The organism is Vibrio sp. 970, from assembly GCF_033339075.1.
This window is the reverse complement of sequence record NZ_JAWOTW010000006.1, coordinates 132,498-145,492: the sequence shown is the minus strand read 5'-3', so window position 1 is coordinate 145,492 and position 12,995 is coordinate 132,498. Positions and strand designations below refer to the sequence as shown.

14 protein-coding genes are annotated in these 12,995 nt (G+C 45.3%); 8 read left to right on the top strand and 6 right to left on the bottom strand.

From position 1 onward, the window contains the following. Positions 1-9: 9 nt before the first annotated feature. Positions 10-1,029 carry an outer membrane protein assembly factor BamC gene (gene bamC, locus R7Q11_RS11305; protein ID WP_005380424.1) on the bottom strand — a complete coding sequence of 340 codons (1,020 nt, stop codon included), beginning with the start codon at positions 1,027-1,029 and terminating at the stop codon, positions 10-12. A gap of 80 nt (positions 1,030-1,109) precedes the next feature. Next, a complete protein-coding gene (dapA, locus tag R7Q11_RS11300; RefSeq protein WP_225466443.1) occupies positions 1,110-1,988 on the bottom strand; it encodes a 4-hydroxy-tetrahydrodipicolinate synthase in 879 nt (292 codons plus the stop codon). Between the two features lie 474 nt (positions 1,989-2,462). Between dapA and R7Q11_RS11295 the strand changes: the two genes are divergently transcribed. Together R7Q11_RS11295 and bcp are read left to right on the top strand one after the other, a co-directional pair. After that, a complete protein-coding gene (locus R7Q11_RS11295; protein ID WP_005380420.1) occupies positions 2,463-3,005 on the top strand; it encodes a glycine cleavage system protein R in 543 nt (180 codons plus the stop codon). A gap of 16 nt (positions 3,006-3,021) precedes the next feature. Continuing rightward, positions 3,022-3,492, top strand: a complete 471-nt coding sequence (gene bcp / locus R7Q11_RS11290; RefSeq protein ID WP_005380418.1) for a thioredoxin-dependent thiol peroxidase — start codon at positions 3,022-3,024, stop codon at positions 3,490-3,492. A 77-nt stretch (positions 3,493-3,569) separates the two neighbouring features. On the opposite strand, the gene R7Q11_RS11285 is transcribed toward bcp, so the two are convergent. After that, positions 3,570-4,643 carry an AI-2E family transporter gene (locus R7Q11_RS11285; protein ID WP_005389843.1) on the bottom strand — a complete coding sequence of 358 codons (1,074 nt, stop codon included), beginning with the start codon at positions 4,641-4,643 and terminating at the stop codon, positions 3,570-3,572. 1 nt (position 4,644) lies between these two features. Continuing rightward, entirely contained in the window at positions 4,645-4,881 is a 237-nt protein-coding gene (locus tag R7Q11_RS11280; RefSeq protein ID WP_005380414.1) for a sulfurtransferase TusA family protein, read from the bottom strand. A 257-nt stretch (positions 4,882-5,138) separates the two neighbouring features. Here R7Q11_RS11280 and R7Q11_RS11275 point away from each other — a divergent pair, with 257 nt between their 5' ends. The 4 genes from R7Q11_RS11275 to R7Q11_RS11260 are packed head-to-tail and all read left to right on the top strand — an operon-like array spanning position 5,139 to position 7,990. Next, positions 5,139-6,590, top strand: a complete 1,452-nt coding sequence (locus R7Q11_RS11275; protein WP_005394337.1) for a tetratricopeptide repeat protein — start codon at positions 5,139-5,141, stop codon at positions 6,588-6,590. A 16-nt stretch (positions 6,591-6,606) separates the two neighbouring features. After that, positions 6,607-6,957 carry an arsenate reductase (glutaredoxin) gene (arsC, locus tag R7Q11_RS11270; protein WP_005380410.1) on the top strand — a complete coding sequence of 117 codons (351 nt, stop codon included), beginning with the start codon at positions 6,607-6,609 and terminating at the stop codon, positions 6,955-6,957. Then, the gene (gene wrbA / locus R7Q11_RS11265) at positions 6,958-7,527 is read left to right on the top strand and encodes an NAD(P)H:quinone oxidoreductase (RefSeq protein ID WP_005380409.1); all 570 of its coding nucleotides are present in this window, start codon (positions 6,958-6,960) and stop codon (positions 7,525-7,527) included. It abuts the gene before it with no gap. A gap of 22 nt (positions 7,528-7,549) precedes the next feature. Continuing rightward, positions 7,550-7,990: a DUF2069 domain-containing protein gene (locus R7Q11_RS11260; protein ID WP_005380407.1), complete on the top strand. Its 441-nt coding sequence runs from the start codon at positions 7,550-7,552 to the stop codon at positions 7,988-7,990. A 140-nt stretch (positions 7,991-8,130) separates the two neighbouring features. Here R7Q11_RS11260 and R7Q11_RS11255 read toward each other — a convergent pair whose 3' ends face one another. Continuing rightward, positions 8,131-9,339 carry a DUF2066 domain-containing protein gene (locus R7Q11_RS11255; RefSeq protein ID WP_213895684.1) on the bottom strand — a complete coding sequence of 403 codons (1,209 nt, stop codon included), beginning with the start codon at positions 9,337-9,339 and terminating at the stop codon, positions 8,131-8,133. Positions 9,340-9,704: 365 nt separating this feature from the next. On the opposite strand from R7Q11_RS11255, the gene R7Q11_RS11250 reads away from it, so the two are divergent. Beyond that, positions 9,705-10,958, top strand: coding sequence for a uracil-xanthine permease family protein (locus R7Q11_RS11250; RefSeq protein WP_005389855.1), 1,254 nt, complete (start codon positions 9,705-9,707; stop codon positions 10,956-10,958). 116 nt (positions 10,959-11,074) lie between these two features. Here the strand turns inward: R7Q11_RS11250 and upp are convergent, their stop codons facing one another. After that, complete coding sequence (gene upp, locus R7Q11_RS11245; RefSeq protein WP_005380401.1) at positions 11,075-11,701, bottom strand: uracil phosphoribosyltransferase; 627 nt, start codon at positions 11,699-11,701, stop codon at positions 11,075-11,077. Positions 11,702-11,880: 179 nt separating this feature from the next. Here upp and purM point away from each other — a divergent pair, with 179 nt between their 5' ends. Continuing rightward, complete coding sequence (gene purM, locus R7Q11_RS11240) at positions 11,881-12,921, top strand: phosphoribosylformylglycinamidine cyclo-ligase (RefSeq protein ID WP_005389861.1); 1,041 nt, start codon at positions 11,881-11,883, stop codon at positions 12,919-12,921. Positions 12,922-12,995: the final 74 nt, after the last annotated feature.

Here is a 12,995-nt window from a genome sequence, read left to right as displayed (position 1 = left end):
TCGCTTTGTTTACTGCTTCACTGTTGCAGCCAATACAGGCGCTAGTGATTTCAAAAACTCTTCTTCTACTGGCTTGCCAGAGGAGTCGGTGATATTGATAGACGTACGGTTGCCTAAATCACCAAGTAAGAATGTGTACTTCCCAGCGGCTAACTCCACTGGTTTAACGCCGATATCGTTCCAGAATTCATCATCCGGAGACGCATATTTCGCAGTGATTGTACCCTGAGACTGGCTACGCTCTTCAATCTTAAAGCCCATCTTAGGTAGAATATTAGGCAAACGTTGCCAAAGCATGTTGTATTGCGCACGCGCGATAATCACAGGAAGTCCGCTGCGGTCTTTACCCATTGTGATTGGGATCTGTTTAACCAACTCTTGCGCTTTACGCTGTGCTTCTTCACGCACTTCTTGGTCGTAGCGAGCGGTGACCAAGTTCGTCATGAATACATTGTAGCGCTCACGGTTGGTCGCCGTTACTTCTTTCACTTGATTGCCTTCACGCCAGTCAATAAGGCTCACCTTAAAGCCGTGTCGACCATTTGCTTCAGCGCGTACGATTTCATATCGGCTGCCAATTTCTAGCTCTTCATCTGGCGAATCCCAAGTCACCCATCCTGTCTCGATGCGAGAGTCTGTTTGGCTTTCAACTGGAATCTCGTTAGCCGCGACCATGTTTTGCACCGTTTGCCAAACTTTATCTAGTTCATCTTTACGAAGTAGCCAAAGTGTCACTTCACCATCACTACTGCGGTCCAAACGTGCACCGGGAATAAGCTCTAGGACTTGTTGAGGTGGACGAATGTCGACATCTTTACCTACACCACCAGCGTAGTTACCCTGAGGGATCTCGTAGTTAGGGTAAAACTGAGGCTGTGCACCCTGTGGGACATTCCACTCACCCAAATTTGGGGAGTTCAAATACTCGAAGTCATCTTTTGCTTGACGACGTTGATTGGCACCACCTGAACAGGCAGTCAATACGAATACAGCTAATGAACTTAACACTAACTGGCTTGAAAGCTTCATCTATACTCCTAAAACACCGAGGGCGCTTTGGCCCCCAGTATGAACTTCAATCCTAGTAACTCAATCTTAATAGCTCAATCTTAATAAATATGGGCGTCTGTTAGCGCCTGCTCGACGATCGGCTGCGATTTTTCAGAAAGCGTAGTTAAAGGAAGACGCAAACCACCTTCTTCAATCAAACCAAGCTTTTGCGCTGCCCATTTTACTGGGATAGGGCTTGCTTCGATGAAAAGGTTTTTGTGTAGAGTCATCAAGCGTTGGTTAATCGCTTCTGCTTCTTCGTACTTACCTTCACTTGCCAAATGGAACATGTCTGCCATGTCTTTAGCTGCAATATTGTTCGTTACCGAGATAACACCATTGCCGCCAAGTTTCACAAAATCCAGCCCTGTCGCATCATCGCCACTTAGTAAGATAAAATCTTCGCCACAAAGTTCACGATGAATTGCAATTCGTTCCAAATCGCCCGTTGCATCTTTTAGAGCTACGATATTATCAAGCTTTGACAAGCGTGCCACTGTTTCTGGCTGCATATCAACAGCAGTACGGCCTGGTACGTTGTACAAAATTAGAGGCACATCACTCGCTTCGGCAATTGCCTTGTAATGTAGAAACAAACCCTCTTGAGTTGGTTTGTTGTAATACGGTGTCACACTCAGGAAGCCAGCAATACCAGAATCAGCCAGTAATTTGCTAAATGTTACTGCCTCATGGGTTGCATTTGCACCCGTGCCAGCAATCACAGGGATGCGATCGTCGGCAAACTCAACAGTTTTATTAACGACCTTTACATGCTCTTCAATGGTCAGTGTCGCTGACTCACCTGTTGTGCCTACTGCCACAATACCGTCTGTACCCGCTTCAACGTGGTACTCTACTAGCTTTTGCAGACCGTCAAAGTCTACTTCGCCATCTGCTTTGAATGGCGTAATCAGCGCTACGATACTTCCTGAAAACATGTTTATCTCCCTCATTTAACTCTTTCTGCATGGTACTGTAATGCGATTGAAAAACACAAGAGCGTAAACTCGCTTACAAAGTACAAATGAATGAATAATTACCAGTTGTTAGAGGTCTAGCAACTTAATTGCTCTATTTGGTTTGATTAACGGCAATATTGATAATCGTGTTGGGCTTTCGAGTGACTTTAGAATCTATCAGTGATTTGGAAAATACTGAAGAGCACAAGCAAGGAAAATATACTCTTTGGTCTTGTTAGCCAAGTCAGATCTAAGTGAATAAAACGGCCAGACAATAGGCAAGCACATCATGCAAACGTTTTGTTTATCCTACAGCCTGCATTTACTGTTTATTTCCCACCACTCCCCTCAACATCCTCCTGCTTTTTATAGACTAAAAAGAACTGGCTCGATATTTCTTCGCAATATCTGTGCTAACATCTCTCTATTGAAGAAAGGACAAGAAGCTCATTTATGAAGCAACATCTGGTACTTACAGCAGTTGGAACGGACCGTCCAGGCATTTGTAACCAAGTCGTACAGCTCGTTACTCAAGCTGGTTGTAACATAGTCGATAGCCGTATCGCTATCTTTGGCAGCGAATTTACGCTGATCATGCTCCTGACTGGGAACGCCAGCAGCGTGACTCGAGTTGAAACGCAATTGCCCCTGCTTGGCCAAGAACATGACCTTATTACGATCATGAAACGCACAGCGGCGCACGAACTGCTCGATAACAGCTACACCATGGAAGTGTTTATTGAGTCTGAAGACCGCCCTGGGTTAACTGAAAAATTTACTAAGTTCTTCGCTGATCAGCAGATTGGTTTAGACTCTCTTAGCGCGCAAACCATCAGCAAGTCGAAAATTCAACTCGATTCTGACCAGTTTCACATTGCGATTACTGCATCTGTAAGCGCGGATTTTAATTTGATGCAGTTACAAGAAGACTTCGATGAACTTTGTAAGTCGCTCAACGTACAAGGTTCTCTGAATTTCATTAAAAACACACTATAAAGTAAAGGAAATCAAAATGAATACGCTGACAGCAGGCTCGCCAGCGCCAGCCTTCTCTTTGCTCGACCAAGACGGAAATACCGTTTCTCTTGAAGACTTTAAAGGCAAGAAAGTACTTTTCTACTTTTACCCTAAGGCGATGACGCCGGGTTGTACTACACAAGCAAAAGGCCTTCGTGACATCAAAGCTGAACTCGATGCACATAACGTGGTGGTACTCGGCGTAAGCATCGACCCAGTAAAGCGCCTAGGCAAGTTCATCGAGCGCGATGATTTAAACTTCACTCTGCTTTCTGATGAAGACCATGCCGTTGCTGACCAGTTCGGCGTTTGGGGCGAAAAGAAATTCATGGGCAAAGTATACGACGGTCTTCACCGCATTAGCTTTCTGATCAATGAAGAAGGCGTGATCGAACATGTGTTCAACAAGTTCAAAACCAAAGATCACCACGAAGTCGTATTAAACTACTTAAACGAAAACGCTTAAACGCTATTGTTTTTCTACAAACAAAAAGCCCAGCAAACTGCTGGGCTTTCTTTTAACCATCGTACCTTTGGTAACAACTACTCTTGTTCGACAGGTTCGTTTTCTTCCGTGCTTGGTAATGCATGCCATACGGCTTTGACTAATGTCGCTAAAGGAATGGCGAAGAACACCCCCCAAAAACCCCACAGCCCACCAAAGACTAATACAGCCACAATGATAGCAACTGGGTGTAAGTTTACTGCCTCGGAAAACAGAACAGGAACCAACACATTACCATCCAGCGCCTGGATAATACCGTAAGCAAGCAACAACCAATAAAACGGAGGCGTTAAACCCCATTGGAACAAACCAACGATAGCAACAGGTACAGTAACAGCCGCCGCACCGATATAAGGAATCAAAACCGACAGACCAACGGCTACGGCAAGCAACGCCGAGTAACGAAGATCTAAAAGGGCAAAAGTCACGTAGCTCACACCGCCCACGATTAAAATCTCTAACACTTTACCGCGAATGTAATTTGATATCTGCTCGTTCATTTCATGCCAAACTTTATTCGCCAATTTACGGTTTTTCGGCAGAATACCGCTTGCGATTCGCAGCATTTCTTCTTTGTCTTTAAGCAAAAAGAAGATAAGGAGTGGCACTAAGATCAGATATACCGCTAGCGTTGCAATGCTGACTAATGAAGCAAGCGACCCTTTGACGACACTTTCACCCAGCCCCAGTGCTTGGTTTTTGGCGTTCGTCACCACGGTTTCTACTATTTCTAAATTGGCTAGTTCAGGGTGGCGCTCTGGCAATGTGACAATAAACTTTTGTAGCCCGTTGTACATGTTCGGAATATCGTTAATTAGATTACCGACCTGAGTCCAAATCGTCGGAACCAAGCCAAACAACGCAATTAACATTAACCCGACAAAGACCAAGATCACGATAATAACCGACAAAGTGCGCGGCACGCCCATACGACACATTTTGACAACTGGCCATTCAAGTAGATAAGCCAAAACGATCGCGACAAGTAATGGCGCAATCAAGTGTCCAAAGAAGTAAATGGTGATAAAGCCAAACAGCAAGATCGCGACGAGACTTACTGCGTGAGGGTCAGAGAAACGTCGTTTATACCAACGACTAACCATTTCAAACATCTTATGCGGATTCCTTATTGAAGACAGTCAATGTGTAGTGCTCTGATGTAGATTGGCAATCAACCGAGTACCCTTGGGCACTAAGATAGTTCACAATGTCTCGTTTAGAGCTGTTGTCCACCACTTGAATGACAAGTTGATGATACTGCTTTGCTTCTCCTTGAAAGACCTCAGCAGCATGACGCTTTGCAAGTAACAGTGCCATAGGACAACGTTGCTCACGCAAATCAAGTAACATGGATTCCATTGTATTGCTCTGCACTTATGATAGGGTTGTATTGTAACGGCTTTTTGAGCTGGTGCTAGCACTTCTGACATGATTTAACCACATGCTGAAATAGCTCGGATATAAAATAATTTACGAAACCAATTCATTTATTTCCGGTCTTACTGTTAGCTTATATCCTCACGGATAACCAAAACGTATGTGGCGCTGTTAATAGGCTCTCGACCTGTAACCACATGCTTATGTATTTTGGAGAACCTTTTAAACGTATGTTAAAACGCACTCGCTCGCTAGTTTGCTTATGTCTTGCTGCTGCCATCAGTTCGCCGACAACTTATGCCAATAGCATTGACTTGCCAGACATTGGCACAGCTGCTGGTGGCACGCTTTCAATAGACCAAGAGTTGATTTATGGCGACGCCTATATGCGTATGCTCAGAGCCAGTAAACCTATCGTTAATGACCCTGTCATCAATGAATATATTGACTCTCTTGGGCACAAATTAGTGGCCAATGCGAATGATGTAAAAACGCCGTTCCACTTCTTTATGATTCGCGACCGTAATATCAACGCGTTCGCGTTTTTTGGTGGCTATGTAGCGCTGCATTCTGGGTTGTTTCTTCATGCTCGTTCAGAAAGTGAGCTGGCCTCTGTTGTCGCTCACGAGATAGCGCACGTCACACAACGTCATCTTGCTCGGAGTATGGAAGAACAAGCACGCCGCTCTCCGGCCACATTAGCCGCACTTGCGGGGGCACTACTGCTTTCAATTGCCTCACCCGAAGCGGGGATGGCTGCAATTACAGCAGCAACCGCGGGCAACATGCAAAGTCAAATCAACTACACTCGTGCAAACGAAAAAGAAGCGGATCGCTTTGGTATTTCGACACTAGCAAAAGCCGGTTTTGATGTTCAAGCAATGCCAAGGTTTTTTGGCCGTCTTGCTGATGAGTATCGTTACGCGAGTAAACCGCCACCAATGCTCCTGACTCACCCTCTGCCTGAAGATCGAATTACCGATAGCCGTGCGCGAGCAAGAACCTATCCTCCAATGCGTGTTGTGCCTTCAATAGACTATCATCTAGCTCGCGCGCGCATTGTGGCTCGTTACGCTGGCATTGATGGACAAGCCGCCCTGAGCTGGTTTGAGCGAACTCAAAAGAAAGCCTCTGCGGACATTACACCTGCTTTTGATTATGGTCGAGCACTCGTGCATTTAGACAATAAACGCTTATCTCAAGCGGAACCAATTTTGAAAAAGTTACTGGAACAAGACCCAAGTAACCCGTTTTACTTGGATGCTATGACGGATTTATACATCGAGAAGAAGCAGCCAGAAAAAGCGACCGAGATGCTCCGTAAAGCGTTATCTCGGAACCCTCAAAATAAAGTATTGACCATTAACTATGCCAATGCACTACTTGAGGACAATAAAAACGATCAAGCCACGCGAGTTCTTCAAAGATACACTCATGACTATCCTGAAGATACAAATGGCTGGCACCTAATATCGAAGAGCTACCACGCGCTGGGGCGTAGCGATGAAGAGTTGGCTGCTCGAGCAGAAATTTTGGCATTGCGAGCAAATTGGAATAAAGCGATTCAATATTATAGTGAAGCAAGTAAAATGGCCAAGTTGGGCAGCTTAGAGCAAGCGCGATACGATGCCCGTATCGACCAACTCATGATCCAAAGAGATCGATTCATGGCATTACAATAACGAAATGGAGAAAACCATGTCAGTCGTGATTTATCACAACCCTCGTTGCTCAAAGAGCCGTCAAACACTTGAACTGCTTGAGCAAAATGGTGTTACACCGGAAGTCGTCAAATACCTAGACACACCACTTAACGTGGATGAACTAAAAGCGCTGTACGCCCAGCTTGGCTTTTCATCTGTACGTGAAATGATGCGCACTAAAGAAAGTGAATATAAAGAGCTTGGCTTAGGCGAAGACTCCGTCAGCGATGAGCAATTATTCGAAGCAATGGCGAAAAATCCAAAGTTGTTTGAGCGTCCGGTAGTCGTTGCTAACGGCAAAGCAAAAATTGGTCGCCCACCAGAGCAAGTGTTGGATATTTTATAAATGGATTGCCAGATCCTTATTTTGTATTTCAGCCGTCATGGCTCGACAAAACAACTGGCAAGACAAATAGCAAGAGGAGTCGAATCGACTCCTCAATGCCAAGCAATTTTGCGTACAGTTGAAGAATTGTCACCTCACTCACACTCCCCTTCTGATCCAATTGTTACTCTAGAGGAACTGAAAACGTGCGACGGTCTAGCGTTTGGCAGCCCCGTCTGGTTTGGCAACATGGCTGCGCCTTTAAAGCACTTCTGGGATCAGACTACATCTTTATGGGTCAGTGGTGACTTAATCGATAAGCCTGCTTGTGTCTTTACCTCTTCGTCCTCGATGCATGGTGGTCAAGAAACAACGTTACAAAGCATGATGACCCCTTTATTGCATCACGGGATGATGGTTTTGGGCATTCCTTATTCCGAGCCAGAGTTACACACTACGCAGTCCGGAGGCACTCCGTATGGCGCCAGCAGTGTAGGCCATGAGGCGACCCTGAGCAGTGAAGAGATTCGCCTGGCACAACAATTAGGCAAAAGGCTGGCAACTGCAGCGTTAAAACTAAAAGTCTGTTAGTAAAATCAAGGATAGTTAATCGATGTCTGACTCTTTAGACCAAACACCACTCGGTACACAGGCTAAAACCTATCGTTACCTGGCTTTATTTGGCAACTTAGCCTTATTAGCCTGGGTCGCTATTTGGCAGCTTGCGTTATCCCCTCACCCTCACCTCAGCAGCACAACACTTGCTATTGCTTGGTGTATTCCGCTACTACTTCCGTTGCCTGGTATTTTAGCTGGTAAGCCTTACACTCATGCTTGGGCTAACTTTGTTCTTATGCTGTATTTCTTGCATGCGCTGACCATCCTTTATGTGGATGGGGGTGAACGCTGGCTTGCGGCAGTGGAACTGATACTGACTTCACTCGGTTTCGCTGGTAATATTTTGTTTGCTAGAGCGAGAGGCAAAGAGCTAGGTCTTAAGTTGAAACGCCTCTCTCAAGTAGAAAAAGAAGAAAAAGCGAAATTCAATAAATAACGCCAATCGCAGTCAATCACTGATCATTGGTTCGAATACGAATTTAGAAAACAAAAAGAGTCGCTATTGCGACTCTTTTTTATGCTTACCACATTGGTCTTTGATCCTTGCGTTTCACGCCTGGAACGCTACCAAGGAGATTACGATGCCGAGCGCCACTCGTAGATCAAGTCATACTGTTCTCGGACAGGCTCCACAATCATCGGCTGAGTTGGCTGTGTTTCGTCACTTGCTTCTGCCACAATATCTACTGGTACTTCAGGCTGCGCTTCTTTTGGCGTCGCGGCGTCTTTTGCTTCATTACTCTGAACCAATGGCTCTTCTTCTTGAGTTGAAGCTGGGGCATCAACTTCACCTAAAGGATCTTCAAAAACCATTAACTGAGAAATAGAAGAAGCTTCTTTCTCAAAAGCTTGTTGTGATGCCAAAAGGTGGATGTTGAGCGTTAACTCGTCCCCTTGAACACGCTTAATCTCTGTACCCGCAACCGAATTAAGTTGTTTTAGCGCATTCTCTAAACGGAAGAAGTCCGTGGCAGAGGTTACATTAAGGACTTTCACTGCTAGCGCCTTTGAAGACTTTCCTGAAACCACAACTGCACTCTTACTTGCATAGTAGTCTGCGATGCCATCCACCATTTCTGCAATAGCATTAGCACCTGATGCAGACCCGCTACGCGGAGAACGTTGCGCTTCTACAATTCTCGTTGGCGACTGGTCGTAGAGTGTCCAACGAATTTGTTCACCTTGAGCTCGTACAACCAAAACGGCGTCAGCTGGGTAGCGCAGGCTGGCTTGACCAATTGGCTCAATAAAGCCGCCCCAAAGATCAGAGACATTAACACCGGTTACATCATCAAAGTCCCCAACCGGGATAGTGATTGGTAGGCCTCTTAATTTCGCTGCGCTAAGAAGTGCTGCAACATTTGAAGATTCAGAATGCTCCCACGCGATGTTACGATCGTAACCCTGTTCTTCAACCATCCAAACTAAAATATTGGCACGATTTGGCGACCAAGATGGCAATTGTGCTTGTGTTAAAAGAGAGCTGATTTGGTCGTTGTTAAACAACATTTTTAGGCTCGCTTTTCCATCAACCTGCCCATAGCTCAGTTGAGAAATGTAACGCGCACTTGAGCTAAGTGCCTTTTTAATCACTGGATTGCTTAAAGAGGATTGAGAACCGGTCGCTCGAACAATCACATCCTGCATACCTTGTTGACGAGCCAAAGACTCACCGTCGTTCTGCTCACTGTCGATAACCACTTCGGCACGATAGATATCCACCTGAGTTAATGCATATACTGGTAGGGACAACCAACCTATCAGTAAGAGAGCTAAATAGCGCATAGTTTTTATAATCCTCTGAACAAGAACCCGAATAATAAGCAACTATCAAATCTTGAGCAAGGCAAGTACTGAGTAAATTGTCTGTATTATGACCAGCTTTGTTAACTCGGGCCTCAACCAGCGCTTCAGTGCTATTTTTTATAATAAACTCATTGCTTATTAAGCTATCTCAACAAGTTAGGCTGTCCATTTTTCATCTTCACGCAAGACACGTAAAAGAGGACAATTTGCAAGCAAGCAACTCTCAAAAGTGCTATTTATGAGAAAAATTCAATCGAAAGTTTGATCTATGCAACATTGCAAACGATTGCAGGATGATAGTATTCGCCGGATTTGTCTGCGTATCTTGAAAATAGGGAATTATTATGAAAAACGCGTTACAAGGCGCTCAAATGCTCTTTGTCGCTTTTGGTGCTTTGGTGCTTGTGCCGCTCCTAACTGGCCTTGATCCAAACGTAGCCCTCTTTGGTGCCGGTGTCGGTACTCTCCTCTTCCAATTAATGACTAAACGTTCTGTTCCCATCTTCCTTGCCTCTTCTTTTGCGTTTATTGCTCCTATTATGTTCGGTATCCAAACTTGGGGTATCGGTGCAACGATGGGCGGCTTGATGGCAGCGGGCTTAGTTTATGTGGCTCTAGGGGCGATGATCAAAGTGCGCGGTGTTGGATTTATCCATAAAATTCTCCCGCCCGTTGTCGTTGGCCCTGTGATCATGGTTATCGGCCTTGGCCTTGCCCCAACGGCAGTGAACATGGCGGTAGGTAAAACTGGTGATGGAGCTGCACAGCTAGTTAATGGTGATGCTGCGATCATTATCTCGGCGGTCTCACTGCTCACAACCATTGTACTCAGCGTTTTTGCAAAAGGCTTTTTGAAGCTCGTTCCTATTGTTGGTGGTATTCTTGCTGGTTACTCTGTTTCTCTATTCTACGGTGTGGTTGATTTCACTCCCGTAGAACAAGCGGCTTGGCTAGCCATGCCAAACTTCACCGCGCCAGAGTTCAATATCAACGCAATTTTGTTCATGATTCCTGTCGCTATCGCACCTGCGGTTGAGCACGTAGGTGACATGCTTGCTATCTCAAACGTTACAGGTAAAAACTACCTGAAAAAACCAGGCCTTCACCGCACAATCGCAGGTGACGGGGTGGCAACTATCGCAGCTTCGATGGTGGGTGCTCCACCAAACACCACTTACAGTGAAGTAACAGGAGCGGTAATGCTAACCAAAGCATTTAACCCTGTGATCATGACTTGGGCAGCAATCACCGCAATCGTACTTGCATTGGTAGGTAAGCTAGGTGCGGTTCTTCAAACGATTCCAGTTCCTGTTATGGGCGGCATCATGATTCTGCTGTTCGGCTCCATCGCAACGGTAGGCCTCAACACACTGATCAAGAATAACGTTGATTTACATAAGTCTCGTAACCTAGTGATTGTTGCCGTAACCCTTGTGTTTGGCATTGGTGGTATGGCTTTCGGTATTGGTGAGTTCAGTCTACAAGGTGTGAGCCTATGCGGTATCGTGGCAATTATTCTTAACCTTGTGCTACCAAACGATTTAGGTGAAAACCACGTTGTGGATAACGCACAAATGGAAGAAGAAAGCGCGAAATAGTTCGTTTGCGCCGCTTTATTAGGTGGCGTGTCTTACTCTTCTCCTCTTGTAGATACAAAAAAGGCTTGGTTTTCACCAAGCCTTTTTCTGTTCAGTCATAGTAATACATCAAAGAATTACTTAGTACCGAAGATCTTATCACCTGCATCGCCTAGACCCGGAACGATGTAGCCTTTGTCATTAAGCTTCTCATCGATTGCCGCAGTGTATAGCTCAACATCTGGGTGTGCTTTTTCTAGCGCTTCAATACCTTCTGGTGCAGCAACAAGTACCAGCACTTTGATTTGGTTACAACCTTTCTCTTTTAGGAGATCGATAGTAGCAATCATAGAACCACCTGTTGCAAGCATTGGGTCAACAACAAGCGCAATACGCTCCTCGATGTTTGAAGCAAGCTTGTTGAAGTAAGGAACTGGCTCAAGCGTTTCTTCATCACGGTAAATACCCACAACACTGATACGTGCGCTTGGCATGTGCTCAAGAACTCCATCCATCATGCCTAGACCTGCACGTAGGATTGGCACTACGGTTACTTTTTTACCTTTAATCTGGTCTACTTCTACCGGACCGTTCCAACCATCAATGGTCACTTTTTCTGTTTCAAAGTCTGACGTTGCTTCGTAAGTAAGTAGGCTACCGACCTCAGTCGCTAACTCACGAAAACGTTTTGTGCTGATGTCACCTTCTCTCATTAGACCAATTTTATGTTTTACTAGAGGGTGCTTTACTTCAACAACTTTCATGTCCATCTCCGGCTATAGTTGGCAATATTTAAACAAACCTTCAGATTATACATGATTTTCACAGGGATATCAGGATAAATCACTAAAGAAAAAAACAGACGCAAACGTTTGCTATCTATGTTTAAGCACTGTTAGAATAGCGCCGTTTTCATATCCAACTTAATACCGAGGACTTCCCTGTGAGTGGTAACAACTCTTCTCTTAGCTATAAAGACGCTGGTGTAGATATTGATGCAGGCAACGCGCTTGTGGATCGTATTAAGGGTGCGGTAAAACGTACTCGTCGCCCTGAAGTTATGGGTGGTATCGGTGGTTTTGGCGCGCTATGCGAATTGCCAACTAAATACAAACAACCTGTACTGGTTTCTGGTACTGATGGCGTTGGCACAAAACTTCGCCTAGCACTGGATATGAACAAGCACGACACGATCGGCATCGACCTAGTGGCAATGTGTGTAAATGATCTTATCGTGCAAGGCGCAGAGCCACTGTTTTTCCTAGATTACTATGCAACAGGCAAACTAGACGTTGATACCGCAGCGGATGTTGTTTCAGGTATCGCTGAAGGGTGTGTTCAAGCAGGTTGTGCCCTAATTGGTGGCGAAACTGCGGAGATGCCGGGCATGTATGAAGGCGAAGACTACGACGTAGCTGGTTTCTGTGTTGGCGTAGTAGAAAAAGAAGACGTGATTGACGGCACGAAAGTCGCTGCTGGTGATGCACTTATCGCTGTTGGCTCAAGCGGCCCACACTCAAACGGTTACTCCCTTATCCGTAAGATCCTAGAAGTATCTGGTGCAGATAAGAGCGAAGAGCTAGCAGGCCGCACTATTGGTGAGCACCTACTAGAACCAACAAAAATTTACATCAAGTCAGCACTTAAGATGATTGAGAAACACGACATCCATGCGATTTCTCATATCACTGGTGGTGGTTTCTGGGAAAACATCCCACGCGTACTGCCTGAAGGCACGAAAGCAGTTATCGATGGTAACAGTTGGGAATGGCCAGTTATCTTCAAGTGGCTACAAGAGAAAGGCAACGTCGACACACACGAAATGTACCGCACATTCAACTGTGGTGTAGGTCTAATCGTCGCACTACCGAAAGACCAGGCAGACGCAGCAGTTGCTCTTCTTAAAGAAGAAGGCGAAAACGCGTGGGTGATTGGTCAAATCGCACAAGCAGACGCGAACGAAGAGCAAGTTGAAATCCAATAATTTGCAAATCGAGCTCAAAAGATAAGAAGAATGAGGACACTAGATGACTAGGTCCTCATTTTGCTATCTAGAAC

Coding starts and splice junctions, on each gene's coding strand:
- bamC (WP_005380424.1), bottom strand. CDS start 1,029: ATGAAGCTTTCAAGCCAGTTAGTGTTAAGTTCATTAGCTGTATTCGTA.
- dapA (WP_225466443.1), bottom strand. CDS start 1,988: ATGTTTTCAGGAAGTATCGTAGCGCTGATTACGCCATTCAAAGCAGAT.
- R7Q11_RS11295 (WP_005380420.1), top strand. CDS start 2,463: ATGAAGCAACATCTGGTACTTACAGCAGTTGGAACGGACCGTCCAGGC.
- bcp (WP_005380418.1), top strand. CDS start 3,022: ATGAATACGCTGACAGCAGGCTCGCCAGCGCCAGCCTTCTCTTTGCTC.
- R7Q11_RS11285 (WP_005389843.1), bottom strand. CDS start 4,643: ATGTTTGAAATGGTTAGTCGTTGGTATAAACGACGTTTCTCTGACCCT.
- R7Q11_RS11280 (WP_005380414.1), bottom strand. CDS start 4,881: ATGTTACTTGATTTGCGTGAGCAACGTTGTCCTATGGCACTGTTACTT.
- R7Q11_RS11275 (WP_005394337.1), top strand. CDS start 5,139: ATGTTAAAACGCACTCGCTCGCTAGTTTGCTTATGTCTTGCTGCTGCC.
- arsC (WP_005380410.1), top strand. CDS start 6,607: ATGTCAGTCGTGATTTATCACAACCCTCGTTGCTCAAAGAGCCGTCAA.
- wrbA (WP_005380409.1), top strand. CDS start 6,958: ATGGATTGCCAGATCCTTATTTTGTATTTCAGCCGTCATGGCTCGACA.
- R7Q11_RS11260 (WP_005380407.1), top strand. CDS start 7,550: ATGTCTGACTCTTTAGACCAAACACCACTCGGTACACAGGCTAAAACC.
- R7Q11_RS11255 (WP_213895684.1), bottom strand. CDS start 9,339: ATGCGCTATTTAGCTCTCTTACTGATAGGTTGGTTGTCCCTACCAGTA.
- R7Q11_RS11250 (WP_005389855.1), top strand. CDS start 9,705: ATGAAAAACGCGTTACAAGGCGCTCAAATGCTCTTTGTCGCTTTTGGT.
- upp (WP_005380401.1), bottom strand. CDS start 11,701: ATGAAAGTTGTTGAAGTAAAGCACCCTCTAGTAAAACATAAAATTGGT.